We start from the raw sequence: 17,247 nt of genomic DNA on the forward strand, positions 1-17,247 counted from the left end.
CCGGTGGTCGGTCAGTGTGTTTGGTGTGACTCGTGATGCGGTGTTGACCGATGCGCAGTGGAATGTCGTTGAGCCGTTGTTGCCGTGCTCGGATGGTGTGCGGGGGCGGCCGTTTCGGGATCATCGTCAGGTGATCGAAGGGATCATCTACCGGTATCGCTGTGGGGTCCCATGGCGTGATCTACCTGCGGATTTTGGGCCTTGGCAGACGGTGTGGAAGCGTCATCGCCGGTTCGCGGCCGACGGCACGTGGGACGTGGTGTTGACCGCGCTGTTGAGCCTGGCCGATGCCGCCGAGGTCATTGATTGGTCGGCGGTGGCGGTTGATTCGACGTCGTGTCGGGTCCATCAGCACGGCGCGACCCTGGCGCGCGACACAGGGGGCACCATCGAATTACACGAATTTGTGTGATGAACCCGCCGATCACGCTCTGGGGCGGTCGCGCGGCGGGTTGACGACGAAGATCCATCAGCTCTGCGACGGGCAGGGATTGCCGCTGGTGGTGCTCATCGGTCCTGGCCACGCACACGATTCACCGATGTTCGACCCGCTGATGGGCGAGCTGCGTGTGCCCCGTGTGGGCCCCGGCCGGCCGCGTACTCGACCGGCTGCGGTGCTGGGTGATAAGGCCTACTCGTCGCGTGCACACCGGGCACGGCTGCGCGCGCGGGGTATCTGCGCGGTCATCCCCGAACCGTCCACCCAGATCGATCACCGCCGACGCCGCGGCAGCCGAGGCGGGCGCCCAGTCGGCCTCGACATCCAAAAATACAAGCGCCGCAACGTGATCGAACGATCCTTCAACATCGTCAAGAACTGGCGTGGGCTGGCCACCCGCTACGACAAACTCGCTCTGACCTACCGCGCCGCAGTCGTCCTCGCCGCGATATGTGCATGGCTACGACATTTAGGAGACACGCCCTAGTCGACGCGTAGCGCCGACAACGCCGACCGCACGCGGTCAGGCAGCGATCCGCCGTGCAGCAGCCAGTCGTCCAGTGCGATCCGCACCGACGCCATGGCCAATGCACCGATGAGCCTCGGCCGCGGGTCGTCGTCGGTCAGATCACCGATACGCGGGGCCACCAAGTCCGCGATGACGGCCTCGTAGCGCAGATAGATCTGCAGCGTCCACGCGCTGAGCGCGGGCGATGACCGGGTCAACGTGGCCAGATCACGGACCTGGGCGCTGATCGACTCGAAGCCGTCACCCAGGTCGCCGAACCCTGCGATCACCGCGGCGCTCGCCGACAATCCGGCCGGCTGCTTGGCGATGACCGCCGTAATCGCATCCAGCCAACGCGTCGTCATCCCCTCGGCGACGGCGTCCTCCTTCGAGCTGAAATACCGGAAGAACGTCGCGCGCCCGACCTCGGCCGCCGCAGCGATCTGCTCGACCGTCACCCCGGCCAGGCCGTTTTCGGCGACGCGCTGTGCCGCCGCCGTCGCGATGCGGGACCGCGTGGCCCGCTGTCTGCGGACCGTCAGACTTTCCCGCGAATTCTCTGGTGAGACGACGTCCATGATGAGACTATGTCTCACTGTGGACATCGATGGCAACAAGGCCGCGCCGAAAACCCTGGAATCCTGGCAGTTGGTCCAACAGATGCTGGCCGACCTCACCAAGTCGGTGACCGCAGACGCAATCGACGAGCGGGAGCTCATCGAGGGCCTTCAGGTCGTCGCGAAGATCTTCGGACTGTGTTCGGAGCTGTCCGTCCAGGCCGACCCCGAACGTCCGGCATTTTTCGACATGTGCTCCGACACCCGGATGATCGGGGGCCCCAATCCCGACGGCCGCTACCTGTTGGCCATGATCCGCGGCGATCGCGCCTACCGGGTCACGGGCACCCGCGGCACCACCGCCTACCTCGGCTACCAGGTGCTTGCCGGCACCGGCCTGACGCCGCGACGCATGTCGGGATACGTCAGCGACACCGACCTCGTACTCGACTCCGGCAGGTTCGAATTGCTGTTCTCCCCCACCGAGCCGACGGGCGAAGTGCTCGGTTCGGCCCAGTGGGTGTCCATCCCGAAGGACGCCTCGTCGATTGTCGTCCGCGAGTACATCGGCGACTTCGCTACCGAAGAGCTCGCCACCATGCACATCGAATCCCTGGATCCCGATCCGCTGTGCCCGATCACCGATGACGTTGCCGCACAACAGTTCACCGCGATGGCATGGACGATCGTCAAGCTGGCCACGATGCATCGCACGATCAAACCCGAACTGCTCGACCAGCCGAACAAGCTGATGACCGCCGAGGCCGCCGAACTCGGTGGTGCGGACACCACACCCGACAACCTCTACATGATCGGCACCTTTGGGCTCGAGCCCGACGAGTCGCTCGTACTCGAGATCCAGCCACCCGACACGCGGTACTGGAACGTGACGCTGGAGAGCATCTGGCACGAGTGCCTGGAACCGCGGCATCGCCATAGCTCCGTCACCAACAAGGGGGTCGCACCGGGCGACGACGGTACCGTGCGAATCGCTGTCGGGGCCAAAGACTTCGGCCACGGCCACTGGCTGGATACCGGCGGTCGGCGCAGGGGCTTCATCGTGCTGCGGTGGCTCGACAACCCTGCCCCGCCAGACGTCCAGACCAGCGTCCGGCGCGGCGGGTCCGTGTCGTGAGCGGCCAGCGTTTCCAGCCCGATCTGCTCGTCCAGCAGGCGTGCGAGATGGCGGGCAGCGACGACTTCGGCGGCGACGACAGCTGGCGCGAAGGGCTGAACCTGTTGTGCGACGGACTGGCCACCGAGGCACGTCTGAACGATATCGGCGTCGAGATCGCGGTGCTCGACATCATCCGGCCCATGGTCAGCCGTCTGCAGATCACCAAGTGGCGCAAGGAGAATCCCGCCGTCGCCGCACAGCAGATCAGCAGGCCCATATTCATCGTCGGGCAGCCGCGCACCGGCACCACCATCCTGTTCGACCTCCTCGCGCAGGACCCCGAGCTTCGGCCCCCGCTGACCTGGGAGGTGGACACCCCACACCCCCTGCCCCGGTCGGAGACGTATGCCACTGACCCCCGCATCGCCGAAACCCAGGCGAGCATCGAGATGTCAGAGCAGATCGTCCCCGGACTCCTGGCGTTCCATCCGATGGGCGCGCTTCATGGCCAGGAATGTGTACGGATCACCGCGGGACAGTTCTGCAGCATGATCTTCTCCGTGCAGTACCGCCTGCCGACGTACTACCGGTGGCTCCTGTACGACGCCGACCACCGCCCTGCCTATCGCTATCACCGAACGTTCCTGCAGCACTTGCAATCCGGGGTGCCGGGCGGGGCCTGTTCATGGCTGTTGAAATCGCCCGCGCATCTGTGGCAGCTCGACGCACTGGTCGCCGAATATCCCGACGCGCTCATCGTGCAGAACCACCGTGACCCGCTCAACGTGATCTCGTCGATCAGCGCACTGACCCACCACCTGCGCCGTCTCGCGTCCGACGACAGTTCGATCACCGACTGCGCAGGGCAGTCATGCGAAGAGATCGTGGTCGGCCTCGAACGGGGGATGAAACTGCGGGATTCAGAGGCGCTGGCCGGACATCGGATCGTGGACGTACAGTTCGCCGATTTCGTCCGCGACCCGTTCGCCACCATTCGTGCGCTGTATGCCGAACTCGGACGCGAACTTTCGCCCGTCGCCGAGCAGAACATGCGCGCGTTCCTGGCCGCCCACCCCGGCGACGGTGGCGGTGGCCGCTACACGTGGGACGACACGGGGCTTGACGCCGGTGCGGTGCGTGAGCAGGTGCGCGAATATCAGCAGCGGTTCGGGGTCGCCGACGAACCGCTCAAGTGATGCGCCCGAAGCGCAACCCTTTGCGCGGCCCGCGAATGTCGACGGACCCGCAGACCACCTTGCCGGTGAGGATGACGTGCGGATTGCCTTCGGCGGGTGCGTCCTTGCGGTGATCATGAGCGCTGCCGACGACCACCTCGACGTCGTCGATCGACGCGCTGGCGCCGTCGGGCAGCCGAAGGTCGAGCCCACCGAACTTCAGGTCGAGTTCCACCACGACGATCGACCCAGCGAAGCGCGCCTTGGTCAGGTCGAGGTCAACCGAGCCGACCCGCCGATGTAATGCCAACCGCGTCGGCACGATCCACTCCCCCTGGCGCTTGAGCGAGCCGAGTACGCCCCGCAACTCCACGCGGTCGGTGGCCGTCGTGACGATTGCGCCAGGTCCGGGCAGATCACCGACGAGGTTGTCGAGGTCGGTGTGCAGCCGCGCACTCGACACCAGCGCCGAGCGCTCTTCGAATTCGTCGATGTCGATCAGCCCGAGGGCGACGGCGTTGTGCAGCCGGCGCAACGTGCCGTTGCGATCCGCATCGGAGATGCGCATCGCCGCCTGCGCGTCGGAGACGCGCATCCCACGTTGGTCATCGAGCCCTGTCATAACGGTTCAACGGTACCGCCGCGGCCCTTTGGGATCGAACCCGTGCGGGCTCAGGCCAGGTAGCTCGGCGGCAGCGAGTCGAACATCACCTTGAGCATCCGCACCGCGTACTCCGAGGATCCGCCGCCCACGATCAGCGCCGCGAACGCCATATCACCGCGGTACCCGGCGAACCACGAATGCGAGCCACCCGCGAACTCCGCCTCCCCGGTCTTACCCCGCACGTCACCCGCGCCCTGGAGATCCTTGGCGGTGCCGTTGGTGACGACCAACCGCATCATCGGCCGCAAGCCGTCGAGAATCTTCGGACTTATCGGTGTCTGGTCGCCGGTGACCTGGGTCTGGCGGCCTTCGATCAGCTGTGGCACAGGCGTTTTCCCGGCTGCGACCGTCGCTGCGGCCAGCGCCATGCCGAAGGGGCTGACGACGACCTTTCCCTGCCCGAAGCCGTCCTCGGTGCGTTCGGCGAGGTCCACCGTCGGCGGTACCGAGCCGGTGACGGTGGTCATGCCCTCGATCGCGTAATCCGTGCCGATGCCGTATTTCGCGGCTGCCTGCGTCAACCCGCGCGGCGGCATCCGGCTGGCCAGTTCCGCGAAGGTCGTGTTGCACGAACTGGCGAACGCCCGCGACATCGGCACGGTGCCGAGATCGAACCCGCCGTAGTTGGGCACGGTGCGATGGCCGATGTCCATGGTGCCCGGGCAGGGCAGCAGCGTGTTGGGGGTGGCCATGTCACGCTCCATCGCGGCCCCCGCGGTGACCATCTTGAAAGTCGACCCCGGCGGGTACAGGCCCGTGGTGGCCAGCGGCCCCTGCGCGTTGGCCGAGGCGTTCTGCGAGACAGCCAGGATCTCGCCGGTGGACGGCTTGATCGCCACGATCATCGCGGGCTTGCCGGTGAAGTCGACGGCGTTCTGCGCGGCATTCTGCACGGCGCGGTCGAGACTGATCGTGATCGACGGCGCCGGCTCGCCCGCCACCTCGTTGAGCACGTCGACGTCGACGTTGTTCTGATTGACGCTCACCACGCGCCACCCCGCTTGGCCGTCGAGCTCGTCGACCACCGCCTTCTTGACCTCGTTGACGATCGCCGGCGCGAAAGTCTCATCGGTGGGCATCAATTCGGCCTGCGCCGTGATCACCACGCCCGGCAGCTGTCCGATCGCGCCAGCCACCCGGTCATGGTCGGACTGCCGAAGTGTGATCAGGTACATCGGCTTCTTCGACGAACTCGCCTGCTCGGCGAGGCGCTGCGGATCCAGCGTGTTGTCAAACGGCCGCAGCGCATCGACGACCGCGCGCGACGTCGTCATCAGCGAACCGGCCGCGGTCTGCGCGTCGAGGGAGAAGTTGTAGAGGTAGCCGGGCACCAGGACGTCGGTGCCGCCACGTTCGTTGACCGAGGCCCGTCGCGGCGGGTCGGCGCGCAGCGCCAGCGTCTGGTTCTCACCGAGCTTCGGGTGCACCCCGGTGGTACTCCAGCGCACTTCCCAGCGGCCCTCGTTGCGGACCATGTTGAGCTGCCCGTCGTAGGTCCACGTGCGGTCCTTGGGCAGATGCCAGGTGTAGCGGTAGGCGACACTGCCGGTGTCCACGGCGTACTTCGAACTGAGGATCTGCGCGTCGAGGTGGGTGGCCTGCAGGCCGGCCCATGCATTGTTGAGCGCTTGGCGCGCATCCGCGGGTCGGTCGCTCAACTCGGCGGCGGCCCCGGTGTCCCCGGCGATCAACGCGGCGAAGAACTGCTCAGCCGTCGGCTCGGGCCCGTCGGGCTTGGGTGTACAGGCCGGTCCGAAGGCGAGGACCACCGCCGCGACCATCAGGAGGGCGGAAACACGTGATACTGAAGTTGCCATTGAGGCAGATGTTACGAATCCGAGACCTCAAGATCGTGGAGGCGCGCAACGAATTCCACGATTGATTTCGACGCGGGCTACGGACCCGCGGCCGGGGCCCGCACCACCAACGGCACTGCAGGGAAATAGGCGGCCATCTCCGAGCGCGACTTGCGCAGCACCGCGGTGCCGTAGCCCTGCTTGCGGTAGTCCGGGTGGATCCAGATCCGGACGTTGACCTCACCGGCGACAAGATCGCCGAAGACCATGCCGATCTTCTGCGGACCGTGGATCGCGACCAGCCATGCCGCATCCTCGGCGTTGACGCGCTGCAGCCCGGCCTGGATCTCGTCCTCGAGCTCGCCGGCCGGCGCACGCGAACCGTCGCCCGCCTCCTGCACGTCGGCGGTGCGCGCGGCGAAGATGTCGCGATCGGCGTCGGCGGCGAAGGGTCGCAGCACGATGGCATCGACCGGCCTCGCGGGCTCACCCCTGGTGAAGCTCAGCTGATTGTTCAGGTCCTCGAGTTCGGCCGCGATTCGCCGGCGCGAAACCTTGGTGAGCCGATCGAACGACAGCCGCAGCACGGCCTCGGCAGCAGCGGTCGAAGTGCCGAGATGGCTTGCGATTGCCAGGATCGCGGCGTCGTAGTCCTCGGCTTCGACGACGACATCGAGGAGCTCGTGGCGCCGTTCGAGCGCGCGCACCAGCGCATCGGCGATCTCGCGGCGTTCGACTCTTGGATCGTCATCGGTCATTCTCCGAGCGTAGAGGCACGCCGGAATCAGTCGAGCAGAACCGTCGCGAACGTGCCGACCTGTGTGAAGCCGATCCGGTCATACGTGGCGCGGGCGACGGTATTGAAGCTGTTGACGTACAGGCTCGCGGTGCGCCCACCGCGGACCACCGCCGCGGCCAGGGTCGCGGTCCCCGCGGTGCCGATTCCGTGGCCGCGCCAATCGGGATGGACCCAGACGCCCTGGATCTGCCCGACGGACGGCGACTGGGACCCGACCTCCGCCTTGAAGACCACCTGACCTCGTTCGAAGCGGGCCCACGCGCGGCCGGCGGCGATCAACCCCGCGACGCGGCGCCGGTAACCGCGGCCGCCGTCACCGATCCGCGGGTCGATGCCCACCTCGCCGATGAACATGTCGATGGCCGCGACCAGGTATGCATCGAGCTCGTCGGCACGCACCTGGCGGACATTCGGGTCGATCGCGCAGATGGGCGGAGTGCTCAGCGCCATCAGCGGTTGATGCTCGCGCACGTCGCGGGCCGCGCCCCAGGCGTGCTCGAGCCGCTGCCACATCGGGAGCACCATCTCGGCGCGGCCGACCAAAGACGAACAACGCCGAGGAGTGCTCATCGCTTTGTCGGCGAATGCGTACATATCGTCGACGCCGCCGCGCAGCGGTATCAGGTTCGCCCCTGCGTAACAGAGGGATTCGGTAGGGCGCCGACGGGTCCAGAGCTCGCCGCCGATCGCCGCGGGCTCGATGCCGTGCTCGACCACCCGCGAAGCCACCATGCAGCTGCCGACCGGATCCTCGTCCAGGACGCGGTACACCTCACCCGCTTCGCGTACCAATGAAACCCGTCGTTCATCGACGCGGCGAAACAGCGGAGGAGCCGACATGGAGACTCTTTCTAACCGATCCGTGACGGTGCGGTGACCCCGATCCGATGTCGCCGCCGGAGCGGCGCCGTGCTCACCGGGCCATCCCTCAGCTTACGGTCACAACCGGCGAACCGCTGGCGTCTGATCCGGACGCCGGACCCATTTCTTCGGCGATTCGCATCGCCTCTTCGATCAGCGTCTCGACGATCTGGTGCTCGGGCACGGTCTTGATGACCTCACCCTTGACGAAGATCTGGCCCTTACCGTTGCCGGACGCCACGCCGAGGTCGGCCTCGCGCGCCTCACCCGGCCCGTTGACGACGCAGCCCATGACCGCGACGCGCAGCGGAACCTCCATGCCCTCAAGGCCCGCGGTCACCTCGTTGGCCAAGGTGTAGACGTCGACCTGCGCGCGGCCACACGACGGACACGACACGATCTCCAGACCACGCGGCCGCAGATTCAGCGATTCGAGGATCTGGTTACCGACCTTGACCTCTTCGGCGGGCGGCGCGGACAGCGAGACACGGATGGTGTCACCGATGCCCTTGGACAGCAGCGCCCCGAACGCGACCGCTGACTTGATGGTGCCCTGGAACGCCGGCCCGGCCTCGGTCACGCCGAGATGCAGCGGGTAGTCGCTCTTGGATGCCAGCAGTTCGTAGGCCGCGACCATGACGACGGGGTCGTTGTGCTTGACGCTGATCTTGATATCGCCAAATCCGTGCTCCTCGAACAGCGAGGCCTCCCAGAGCGCGGACTCGACGAGCGCCTCCGGCGTGGCCTTGCCGTACTTCTCCATGAATCGCTTGTCCAGGGAGCCGGCGTTGACGCCGATACGGATCGGAATGCCCGCCGCCCCTGCGGCTTTGGCGACTTCCCCGACCCGGCCGTCGAATTCCTTGATGTTGCCGGGATTCACGCGCACCGCCGCACAGCCCGCGTCGATCGCGGCGAAGATGTACTTGGGCTGGAAGTGGATGTCGGCGATGACGGGGATCTTCGACTTCTTCGCGATCGCGGGCAGCGCGTCGGCGTCTTCCTGTCGCGGGCAGGCGACGCGCACGATGTCGCAGCCCGAGGCCGTCAGCTCGGCGATCTGCTGCAGGGTCGCGTTGATGTCGTGTGTCTTCGTCGTGCACATCGACTGCACGGCGATCGGATAGTCACTACCCACGCCGACGTCGCCCACCATGAGCTGACGCGTCTTGCGGCGCGGGGACAGGGTCGGCGCCGGTGGCGCCGGTATCCCCAGACCGATGCTTTGGGTGGAGGTCACGACTTCTTCTCCTACTGGAACAACCTGATCGGGTTGACCAGGTCAGCGGTGACGGTCAGCAGCATGTATCCGACCACTACGAACAAAATGATGTAGGTGGCCGGCATCAGCTTGAGGTAGTTGACGGGTGCCGCGGCCACCTTGCCGCGCGCCGACCGGATCATGTTGCGGATCTTCTCGTACCACGCAACGGCGATGTGCCCGCCGTCGAAGGGCAGCAGCGGCACCAGGTTGATCGCGCCGAGCACGAAGTTGAGCTGGGCCAGGAAGAACCAGAACGCGACCCACAGCCCGGCGTCCACGGTGTCGCCGCCGATGATGCTGGCGCCGACGACGCTGATCGGCGTTTCCGGGTCACGCTCCCCACCGCCGATCGACTGCACCAGCGCACCGATCTTGGTCGGGATCTTGGCCAGTGACTTGCCGAGTTCGACGGCCAGGTCCCCGGTGAACGCGAAGGTGCCCGGGACCGCAGACAACGGGTTGTACTGCGTCGGCCCGAAGTACGCGGCGGCGATGCCGATGGCGCCGACGGTCGAGGGCTGGTCGCCGTCGCCGGTGAACCGCTGCGTGCGGGTGACGTCGACGACCGCGCTGGCGGGCTGTCCGTCGCGCTCGTAGACGACGGTGGTCGGTCCGGAGGCCTTCTGCAGTGCGGTCCTGGCCTCGTCGAAGGTGCTGACGGGCGTGTCGCCGACCTTGACGATCACGTCGCCGGCACGAATACCGGCCTCGGCGGCCGGCCCGGGACCGGTGCAGTCAGCCACCTCGTCCTTGCTGATTTGCGCTGCAACACAACCGGTTTCACCGACGATGGCCTGGGTTGGCGGATGCAGGTTGGGCAGTCCCCAGATCACCGCGATGGCATAGATGAGTACGAGGCCGACGACGAAGTTCATGGCGGGGCCGGCGGCCAACACAGCGGTGCGTTTCCACGTCTTCTGCCTGTACATCGCGTACTGCCGGTCCTCGGGTGCGATTTCGTCGACCGAGGTCATTCCGGCGATGTCGCAGAAGCCGCCCAACGGGATGGCCTTGACTCCGTACTCGGTTTCGCCAAGCTTGTTGGGCCGCCGCGTCGACCACAGCGTCGGGCCGAAGCCGACGAAGTAGCGGCGCACCTTCATCCCGGTGGCGCGCGCCACCCACATGTGCCCGCATTCATGCAGTGCAACCGACAAGAGGATGCACAACGCGAACGCGATGATGCCGAGCACGAACATCATTTGGTGAGTAGTCCTTTTCTTGAAATCTCCCGCTCGACTTCGCGCTTTGCCCAGTCGCGGGCCCAGCGCTGAGCATCGAGTACCTCATCCACGGTAGCGGGTTCGGCGGCCCACTGGTCGGCAGCACGCAGGACCTCGGCGATTGTTCCCACAATGGCCGGAAATCCGATGCTCCCCTCGAGGAAGGCGGCCGCGGCCTCCTCATTCGCTGCGTTGTACACCGCGGTGAGGCAACCACCGCGCTGGCCGGCCTGCCTGGCGAGGTCGACGGCCGGAAACACCTCGTCGTCCAGCGGCAGGAACTCCCAGGTCGAGGCGGTGCGGAAGTCGCACGCCGACGCCGCGGCGGGCACCCGGGCCGGCCAGCCCAGTGCCAGCGCGATCGGCAGCTTCATATCGGGCGGGCTGGCCTGGGCCAGCGTCGAACCGTCGGTGAAGGTGACCATCGAGTGCACGATCGACTGCGGATGCACAACCACCTCGATGCGGGCGTAGTCGATGCCGAACAGCAGATGCGTCTCGATCAGTTCGAGGCCCTTGTTCACCAGGGTGGCCGAGTTGAGCGTGTTCATCGGGCCCATCGACCAGGTCGGGTGCTTGCCCGCCTGCTCGGGGGTGACGGAGTCGAGATCGCCTGCCGACCACCCCAGGAAGGGCCCACCCGACGCGGTGAGCACGATCTTCGCGACCTCGTCTGCGGTGCCTCCGCGCAGGCACTGCGCCATCGCGGAGTGTTCGGAGTCCACGGGGACGATCTGGCCGGGTTTGGCCGCCTTGAGCACCAGCGGCCCGCCCGCGACCAGTGACTCCTTGTTGGCGAGCGCGAGCCTGGCGCCGCTGTTCAAGGCGGCCAGCGTGGGTTTGAGGCCGAGCGCGCCGACGAGTGCGTTGAGCACGACGTCCGCTTCGGTGTTCTCGACGAGGCGGGTGGCGGCGTCCGGTCCCGCATAGGTCACCTCGCCGACCTGCGCGGCCGATGCCTCGTCGGCGATGGCGACGTTCGTCACACCGGTCTCGGCGAGCTGCCGGGCCAGTAGGCGCGGGGTGCCGCCGCGCGCCGCCAGGCCCACGACCTCGAAGCGGTCCGGGTTGGCGGCGATGACCTCCAGCGCCTGGGTGCCGATCGACCCGGTACTGCCGAGGATCAGCACGCGCTGCCTGTTGGTCACCGAACCATTGTGACGCCCCGGGTGTGCCACAGTCCCGTCCGCCGGGGCCGCGACCGATCGACGGCGCCAAATGTGACGCAAATGTGACCACTCGGCAAGGCGGCAATCCGTGCGTCACGTCACATCGAATCCCGTTCGTCAACCAAAGGGCGGCAACACGGTCGTCCGACACAAGGGATGGGAACCCATGAGAACACTCCACCGTAAGACGGTCGCCGCTGCCGGCCTGGGCGCACTCGCAATCTTCGGCGCAGTCTCGTGCTCCAGCGACAGTTCGTCCGAGTCCTCCGAGGCCGCGTCGACCACATCGGCCGCCGCCGAGACGACAACGTCTGCCGCGGCATCACCGACCACGACCGCGATGGCCGATCCCGCCGCGAACCTCGTCGGGACCGGGTGTGCGGCGTACGCCGAGCAGGTGCCGGAAGGCCCGGGATCGGTGACGGGTATGGCCCAGGATCCGGTCGCGGTCGCGGCGTCCAACAACCCGATGCTCAAGACGCTGACGCAGGCGCTGTCGGGTCAGCTCAACCCCAATGTGAACCTGGTCGACACGCTGAACAGCAATCCCGCGCTGACGGTGTTCGCGCCGACCGACGACGCCTTCGCGAAGATCGATGCGGCCACCCTCGAGACGTTGAAGACCGACTCGGATCTGCTGACCAGCATCCTGACCTATCACGTGGTCGAGGGCCAGGCCAGCCCCTCGGCGGTCGCAGGTGAGCACCAGACGCTCGAAGGCGGATCGGTGAACGTCACCGGGGCCGGTCCCGACCTGAAGGTCAATGACGCCGGATTGGTGTGCGGTGGTGTGCAGACCGCCAATGCGACGGTCTACATGATCGACACCGTGCTGATGCCCCCGGCCAACTAGGCCTTTCTTCACCTCTGCTCGCGAGCTGGGCCCACCGACTCGGTGTGGGCCCAGCTCGTCCTATCTAGGAAACGGCCATGTTCACGCTCGCACTCATCGGCTTTCTGGGCGGATTGATCACCGGCATCTCTCCGTGCATCCTTCCCGTCCTTCCGGTGATCTTCTTCTCCGGCACGCAAGGCACACGTGCCGACGAGTCCGGCGGTGCAGGCGCCGTGGCGGTCGCCACCAAGCCCGCTTTATCGGACCGGTTGCGGCCCTACCGTGTGATCGCGGGGCTGGTCTTGAGTTTCAGCGTGGTCACGTTGGCGGGCTCTGCCCTGCTGTCTCTGCTACACCTGCCGCAGGATGCCATCCGGTGGGTCGCGCTGATCGCGTTGGTGATGATCGGCACCGGGTTGATCTTCCCGAAATTCGAGGCGCTGCTGGAGAAGCCGTTCTCCAAACTGCCACAGAAGCAGTTCGGCTCCGGCAGTAGCGGTTTCGGCCTCGGCCTCGCGCTGGGCGTGCTGTACGTACCGTGCGCCGGACCGGTGCTGGCAGCCATCGTCATCGCGGGAGCGACGGGAACGATCGGCCTTCCCACCATCGTCTTGACCCTGGCGTTCGCCGTCGGCGCGGCGCTTCCGCTGCTGTTCTTCGCTCTGGCAGGTCGTCGTGTGGCCGAGCGGGTGGCGGCGTTCCGGCGACGCCAGCGCGAGATCCGTGTCACCGCAGGCATTGTGACCATCCTGCTGGCCGTGGCCCTCGCGTTCAATGTCCCCGCCGCGTTGCAGCGCGCGATCCCGGACTACACCGGCACGCTGCAGGAGCGCGTCGGCGGCGACGAGCAGATTCGCGAGAAGCTCAACCTGGCAGGCCTGGTCAACGATCAGAACAGAGAGCTGGCGAACTGCAGCAACGGCGCCCCTGAGCTGGAAAGCTGCGGCTCCGCACCGGACATCAAGAACATCACCGCCTGGCTGAACACCCCGAACGGCTCGGCGGTGGACCTGAAGTCGTTGCGCGGCAAGGTGGTACTCGTCGACTTCTGGGCGTACTCGTGCATCAACTGCCAGCGCGCCGCCCCACACCTCGTCGACTGGTACGACACCTACCGCGATGTCGGTTTCGAGGTGATCGGCGTGCACACGCCGGAGTATGCCTTCGAACGGGTCGAAGGCAATGTGGCCTCTGGCGCACGAGATCTGGGCATCACCTATCCCGTCGCGTTGGACAACGGCTATTCGACGTGGACGAACTACCGCAACCGCTACTGGCCGGCCAAGTACCTCATCGACGCTTCCGGCACCGTGCGCCATATCAAGTTCGGAGAGGGCGACTACGACGTCACCGAGCGCCTGATACGCCAGCTGATCTCGGAGGCCGACCCTTCGGCGCAGCTACCGCCACCGGTCGACGCCCAAGACATGACTCCGTCCGAGGAGACGACGCCCGAGACATATCTCAGTGTCGGCAAGGTGGTCAACTACGGCGGCACCGGCACGTACGACGAGGGATCTTTCAATTTCAGCTATCCACAACAGCTTCGGAACGACAGCTTTGCGCTGACCGGCGACTGGGCGCTCGACTATCAGGGTGCAACGTCGCGGGGCGACAACTCCGGTATCGCGCTGAACTATCACGCCAAAGACGTCTACATCGTGGCCGGCGGCACCGGTACTTTGACCGTCACCCGCAACGGCGCGAAATCCACCGTGCCTGTCAGCGGTCCGCCGACACTGCATCAGATTGTCGATGACCCGGGGATCGGCGAAGGACGGATCGAGGTCGCGGTACCTGCGGGATTGCAAATCTTTTCGTTTACCTACGGCTGATGACCCATCCGCGCCGCGCACGGCTCCGAATACCTGATGACGTGACAAACGAGGCGGCATAAGCCGTCCCCAACGAAAGGAAGCGAATTACATGTACGCAAAGAAAACCGTGGGGGTCGGCTTCGCCGCGATTGCCGCTCTCGGATTGTCCCTCGGCACGGCGACGAGCGCACAAGCCGAGATGGTCGGGACAGGCTGCTCGGCCTACGCGCAGGAGGTGCCGACGGGTCCCGGCTCCGTTCAGGGCATGGCAATGGACCCGGTAGCCGTGGCCGCGTCGAACAACCCGATGCTGACCACGCTCACCAAAGCTATTTCCGGACAATTGAATCCGCAGGTGAACCTCGTCGACACCCTCAACGGTGGCCAGTTCACGGTGTTTGCTCCCACCGATGATGCGTTCGCGAAGATCGATCCGGCGACCATCGAGAAGCTCAAGACCGACGCTCCCCTGCTCACCAGCATCCTGACCTACCACGTGGTTCCCGGTCAGGCTGGTCCCGCGCAGGTCGCCGGGACCCACAAGACGGTGCAGGGCGCCGACCTGACCGTCACCGGCATGGGTAACGATCTGCAGGTCAACGACGCATCCGTGGTCTGCGGTGGGGTGCAGACGGCCAACGCCACCGTCTACATGATCGACACCGTCCTGATGCCGCCGATGAATTGAGTTGCGGCACAGATTAATCAGGAGAGCAGCCCGGCACCCCCGGCCGGGCTGCTTTCCGTACGTTCAGCGGGGTTGCGCGGCCGAAGGATCCACAGCAGCCTCGATCTTGAGAATTCTGCTGTCCCGCAACGTGAAAACCAGCACGGCGAACAGACGTCGCTCCATAAATGCGAGAACCGCCTCCTGCCCAACCGGTCCGCTGACCAGCGTGGCTCCCCGTCCGACATAGCGCAGGAGATTGACCGCGACCTCCTCCGGACCGTGGTTGATCTGAGGTGGCGGGGCCCCCTTGCCGATTATCGTGCCCACCCCCCACACCGACGGATCCAGGATCGCCGTGAGCCCCTGCAGGTCTCCGTTGGCGCACGCGGTGATGAACTTCTCGGTGACGAGCTGATGTTCGACACCGCCGACCTCGGCCGGCCGCGGCGATGCATCGGAGAACTTCGCCCGAGCTCGTCGGGCCAATTGCCTGCAGGTACCGACGGGCCTGCCGACGGTCTCGGCGATCTCCTCGAACGGCAGTTGGAAGACGTCGTGGAGTACGAATGCGACGCGCTCCCCTGGGCTGAGCCGCCGCAGCACTTCCAGCAGCGCCGCACGAATGTCATCGTCGAGGGTGACCCGGTCGGCCGGATCGAGGTCGGGTGACGTCGCGGTGTCGAGCGCACCGGAGGCATCGGGGTATTCGCGGCGGGCGCGCGCCGAGCGGATCTGGTCGAGGCAGAGTCGTCCGGCAACAACGGTCAGCCAGGCGCGGAGGTCGTCGATCTGTGCGGTATCGGCACGCGCGAGCCGCAGAAACGCCTCCTGCGCGACGTCCTCGGCCCCGCCGACGTCGCTGAGCATCTGATAGGCGAGGTTCACCAGATAGGGACGGTGTTCTCGCCACGCGGCGTCGATCGACGCTGAACCGCTCATGATTCAAGGACGAGACACGACGACGGAAAGTTACGGGCCGCCGACACCACACGGCGTAACTTTTTCGGTGGCCGCCCCGTCCTAGCTGCCATGAACCCAATTCTGGTCACGGGCGCAACCGGCAACGTCGGTCGCCCCCTTGTCACACAACTCGTCAGCGCTGGAGCCGTGGTCCGCGCGGTCACCCGCGATCCGAACGCCGCACACTTTCCGGACGGCGTCCAGGTGGTGTCCTCTGCCACCGCGGGTATCGACGGGGCGTTCGCGGTGTTTCTCAACTCGCGCGCGCTTGGCGACGAACTCGCTTCCGTCGTGCAGGCCACCCGACGGGCAGGCGTCACCCGTCTCGTGGCACTGTCGGCGATCAACGCCGACGACGATTTCTCGCGGCAGCCCTCGCGCTTTCGCGGCGACCGCAACAGGGAGGTCGAGAAGATCCTGGGCCGTCCCGCCGAATCGTTCGCCGATACCGTTTCGGCGAATCAAGATTTGTTCACGAATCATAAAGGGAAAGAACATGTCTGAATTTCGCCCACCGTGGTACCTCAAACCGATGAACCGGTTCGTCAAGGCGATTCAGAAGCTGGGCGTACCGGCAGGGCCGTCGCAGATCCTGACGGTGCCGGGCCGGAAGTCGGGCAAGTTGCGCAGCACGCCGATGACACCGTTCGCCCACAACGGTGGTCTCTACACCGTCGCAGGCTATCCCGGCGCCGACTGGGCGGCCAACGCGCGCGTGGCTGGGGCGGGAACGCTCGCCCGGGGCCGTCGATCCCGACGGGTCAAGATCGTCGAACTGAACGCCGCCGATGCGGCTCCTGTGCTGCGCAGCTTCGCCGTCGAAGTTCCGGTCGGAGTCGGATTCGCGAAGCGGTCGGGACTGGTGCGCGAGGGCACGCCGGACGAATTCGAAGCTCTTGCGGGGAAACTGGCGGTCTTCCGGTTCGATCCGCTGGACTGACCTACCGCGCCTATTCGCCCTGCAGCTGCTGATACAGCCCGTGCATGTCGAGTTGTCCGCGGTGGGTGACGAGCATGTCGCCCTGAAACCGGTCGATGTGGATGCCGGCCACCGACACCGGTTTCCCGGTCGGCGCGATGCCACGAAACGGGCCGGTATGAGTGCCCACGAACCGGCAGCGGGAGACGCCGTGAGAACCGTCCACGAGTACCTCGTCGAGTTCGTGGCGCCCGTCGGGAAAGGCCGTGAAGAATTCGTCGAGGCGGCCGATCCATTCGTGCCATCCGACCGGTCCACCCCCGCCGACCTCCACGACCACCCGCTGCGACACCACGGCCTCGAGCGTCGCCCGGTCATTTCGGTCGATGGCCGCATAGAGGCAGTGCACGAGATCGCGGATCTCGTTGCCTTCAAAACTCATGCGCGATCCGCCTCCGTCTTCTCGCTGGCCCT

General features: G+C 66.2%; 17 protein-coding genes and 1 pseudogene. 8 read left to right on the forward strand and 10 right to left on the reverse strand.

Translation table 11 applies throughout. The features are described 5' to 3' along the window. Window positions 1-25 precede the first annotated feature (25 nt). Window positions 26-926 (forward strand): IS5 family transposase gene (locus tag G6N36_RS08185; protein WP_372512216.1). Its coding sequence is split into 2 segments (ribosomal slippage): window positions 26-378 and window positions 377-926, totalling 903 coding nucleotides; the frame shifts between segments, so codons are not numbered across the junction. On the opposite strand, the gene G6N36_RS08190 is transcribed toward G6N36_RS08185, so the two are convergent. Beyond that, a complete protein-coding gene (locus tag G6N36_RS08190) occupies window positions 923-1,525 on the reverse strand; it encodes a TetR family transcriptional regulator (protein ID WP_163686073.1) in 603 nt (200 codons plus the stop codon). The two genes, G6N36_RS08185 and G6N36_RS08190, sit on opposite strands and share 4 nt — an antisense overlap. 1 nt (window position 1,526) lies before the next feature. Between G6N36_RS08190 and G6N36_RS08195 the strand changes: the two genes are divergently transcribed. Together G6N36_RS08195 and G6N36_RS08200 are read left to right on the forward strand one after the other, a co-directional pair. Beyond that, window positions 1,527-2,639 carry a DUF1214 domain-containing protein gene (locus tag G6N36_RS08195; protein WP_163690544.1) on the forward strand — a complete coding sequence of 371 codons (1,113 nt, stop codon included), beginning with the start codon at window positions 1,527-1,529 and terminating at the stop codon, window positions 2,637-2,639. A 47-nt stretch (window positions 2,640-2,686) separates the two neighbouring features. After that, window positions 2,687-3,817, forward strand: a complete 1,131-nt coding sequence (locus tag G6N36_RS08200; protein ID WP_163690545.1) for a sulfotransferase family protein — start codon at window positions 2,687-2,689, stop codon at window positions 3,815-3,817. On the opposite strand, the gene G6N36_RS08205 is transcribed toward G6N36_RS08200, so the two are convergent. The 7 genes from G6N36_RS08205 to dxr form a co-directional block, all read right to left on the reverse strand. Further along, window positions 3,810-4,418: a DUF1707 SHOCT-like domain-containing protein gene (locus G6N36_RS08205; protein WP_179964741.1), complete on the reverse strand. Its 609-nt coding sequence runs from the start codon at window positions 4,416-4,418 to the stop codon at window positions 3,810-3,812. The genes G6N36_RS08200 and G6N36_RS08205 overlap by 8 nt on opposite strands. A gap of 50 nt (window positions 4,419-4,468) precedes the next feature. Further along, window positions 4,469-6,277 carry a penicillin-binding transpeptidase domain-containing protein gene (locus G6N36_RS08210; RefSeq protein WP_163686074.1) on the reverse strand — a complete coding sequence of 603 codons (1,809 nt, stop codon included), beginning with the start codon at window positions 6,275-6,277 and terminating at the stop codon, window positions 4,469-4,471. A gap of 77 nt (window positions 6,278-6,354) precedes the next feature. Further along, window positions 6,355-7,014 (reverse strand): GNAT family N-acetyltransferase, encoded by a 660-nt coding sequence (locus G6N36_RS08215; RefSeq protein WP_163686075.1) that lies wholly within the window; start codon window positions 7,012-7,014, stop codon window positions 6,355-6,357. A gap of 26 nt (window positions 7,015-7,040) precedes the next feature. Beyond that, the gene (locus G6N36_RS08220; protein WP_163686076.1) at window positions 7,041-7,895 is read right to left on the reverse strand and encodes a GNAT family N-acetyltransferase; all 855 of its coding nucleotides are present in this window, start codon (window positions 7,893-7,895) and stop codon (window positions 7,041-7,043) included. A gap of 88 nt (window positions 7,896-7,983) precedes the next feature. Then, a complete protein-coding gene (gene ispG / locus G6N36_RS08225; RefSeq protein ID WP_163686077.1) occupies window positions 7,984-9,156 on the reverse strand; it encodes a flavodoxin-dependent (E)-4-hydroxy-3-methylbut-2-enyl-diphosphate synthase in 1,173 nt (390 codons plus the stop codon). An 11-nt stretch (window positions 9,157-9,167) separates the two neighbouring features. Beyond that, a complete protein-coding gene (locus G6N36_RS08230; RefSeq protein WP_163686078.1) occupies window positions 9,168-10,382 on the reverse strand; it encodes a M50 family metallopeptidase in 1,215 nt (404 codons plus the stop codon). Beyond that, window positions 10,379-11,551 (reverse strand): 1-deoxy-D-xylulose-5-phosphate reductoisomerase, encoded by a 1,173-nt coding sequence (dxr, locus tag G6N36_RS08235; protein WP_163686079.1) that lies wholly within the window; start codon window positions 11,549-11,551, stop codon window positions 10,379-10,381. Before dxr ends, G6N36_RS08230 begins: the two co-directional genes overlap by 4 nt. 187 nt (window positions 11,552-11,738) lie before the next feature. Here dxr and G6N36_RS08240 point away from each other — a divergent pair, with 187 nt between their 5' ends. The 3 genes from G6N36_RS08240 to G6N36_RS08250 all read left to right on the forward strand — a co-directional run bounded on the left by G6N36_RS08240 (window position 11,739) and on the right by G6N36_RS08250 (window position 14,912). After that, the gene (locus tag G6N36_RS08240; RefSeq protein WP_163686080.1) at window positions 11,739-12,425 is read left to right on the forward strand and encodes a fasciclin domain-containing protein; all 687 of its coding nucleotides are present in this window, start codon (window positions 11,739-11,741) and stop codon (window positions 12,423-12,425) included. 77 nt (window positions 12,426-12,502) lie between these two features. Further along, a complete protein-coding gene (locus G6N36_RS08245) occupies window positions 12,503-14,242 on the forward strand; it encodes a cytochrome c biogenesis protein CcdA (RefSeq protein WP_163686081.1) in 1,740 nt (579 codons plus the stop codon). Between the two features lie 91 nt (window positions 14,243-14,333). Next, window positions 14,334-14,912: a fasciclin domain-containing protein gene (locus tag G6N36_RS08250; protein ID WP_163686082.1), complete on the forward strand. Its 579-nt coding sequence runs from the start codon at window positions 14,334-14,336 to the stop codon at window positions 14,910-14,912. A gap of 63 nt (window positions 14,913-14,975) precedes the next feature. On the opposite strand, the gene sigI is transcribed toward G6N36_RS08250, so the two are convergent. Continuing rightward, window positions 14,976-15,833 carry an RNA polymerase sigma factor SigI gene (gene sigI, locus G6N36_RS08255; RefSeq protein WP_163686083.1) on the reverse strand — a complete coding sequence of 286 codons (858 nt, stop codon included), beginning with the start codon at window positions 15,831-15,833 and terminating at the stop codon, window positions 14,976-14,978. A 90-nt stretch (window positions 15,834-15,923) separates the two neighbouring features. Between sigI and G6N36_RS08260 the strand changes: the two are divergent. Together G6N36_RS08260 and G6N36_RS08265 are read left to right on the forward strand one after the other, a co-directional pair. Further along, window positions 15,924-16,268: pseudogene (locus G6N36_RS08260) on the forward strand (SDR family oxidoreductase); the annotation flags it as partial. 82 nt (window positions 16,269-16,350) lie between these two features. After that, the gene (locus G6N36_RS08265; RefSeq protein WP_163686084.1) at window positions 16,351-16,794 is read left to right on the forward strand and encodes a nitroreductase/quinone reductase family protein; all 444 of its coding nucleotides are present in this window, start codon (window positions 16,351-16,353) and stop codon (window positions 16,792-16,794) included. Window positions 16,795-16,804: 10 nt separating this feature from the next. Here the strand turns inward: G6N36_RS08265 and G6N36_RS08270 are convergent, their stop codons facing one another. Continuing rightward, window positions 16,805-17,215, reverse strand: a complete 411-nt coding sequence (locus G6N36_RS08270) for an ester cyclase (RefSeq protein WP_163686085.1) — start codon at window positions 17,213-17,215, stop codon at window positions 16,805-16,807. Window positions 17,216-17,247 lie beyond the last annotated feature (32 nt).

Origin of the sequence: Mycolicibacterium gadium (assembly GCF_010728925.1) — a bacterium.
GTDB classification, from domain to species: domain Bacteria; phylum Actinomycetota; class Actinomycetes; order Mycobacteriales; family Mycobacteriaceae; genus Mycobacterium; species Mycobacterium gadium.

Bases quoted from the DNA above. Each gene is read 5' to 3' on its own strand.
- G6N36_RS08190 (WP_163686073.1), bottom strand. From the start codon at position 1,525: ATGGACGTCGTCTCACCAGAGAATTCGCGGGAAAGTCTGACGGTCCGC.
- G6N36_RS08195 (WP_163690544.1), top strand. From the start codon at position 1,527: ATGAGACTATGTCTCACTGTGGACATCGATGGCAACAAGGCCGCGCCG.
- G6N36_RS08200 (WP_163690545.1), top strand. From the start codon at position 2,687: ATGGCGGGCAGCGACGACTTCGGCGGCGACGACAGCTGGCGCGAAGGG.
- G6N36_RS08205 (WP_179964741.1), bottom strand. From the start codon at position 4,418: ATGACAGGGCTCGATGACCAACGTGGGATGCGCGTCTCCGACGCGCAG.
- G6N36_RS08210 (WP_163686074.1), bottom strand. From the start codon at position 6,277: ATGGCAACTTCAGTATCACGTGTTTCCGCCCTCCTGATGGTCGCGGCG.
- G6N36_RS08215 (WP_163686075.1), bottom strand. From the start codon at position 7,014: ATGACCGATGACGATCCAAGAGTCGAACGCCGCGAGATCGCCGATGCG.
- G6N36_RS08220 (WP_163686076.1), bottom strand. From the start codon at position 7,895: ATGTCGGCTCCTCCGCTGTTTCGCCGCGTCGATGAACGACGGGTTTCA.
- G6N36_RS08230 (WP_163686078.1), bottom strand. From the start codon at position 10,382: ATGATGTTCGTGCTCGGCATCATCGCGTTCGCGTTGTGCATCCTCTTG.
- G6N36_RS08240 (WP_163686080.1), top strand. From the start codon at position 11,739: ATGAGAACACTCCACCGTAAGACGGTCGCCGCTGCCGGCCTGGGCGCA.
- G6N36_RS08245 (WP_163686081.1), top strand. From the start codon at position 12,503: ATGTTCACGCTCGCACTCATCGGCTTTCTGGGCGGATTGATCACCGGC.
- G6N36_RS08250 (WP_163686082.1), top strand. From the start codon at position 14,334: ATGTACGCAAAGAAAACCGTGGGGGTCGGCTTCGCCGCGATTGCCGCT.
- sigI (WP_163686083.1), bottom strand. From the start codon at position 15,833: ATGAGCGGTTCAGCGTCGATCGACGCCGCGTGGCGAGAACACCGTCCC.
- G6N36_RS08265 (WP_163686084.1), top strand. From the start codon at position 16,351: ATGTCTGAATTTCGCCCACCGTGGTACCTCAAACCGATGAACCGGTTC.
- G6N36_RS08270 (WP_163686085.1), bottom strand. From the start codon at position 17,215: ATGAGTTTTGAAGGCAACGAGATCCGCGATCTCGTGCACTGCCTCTAT.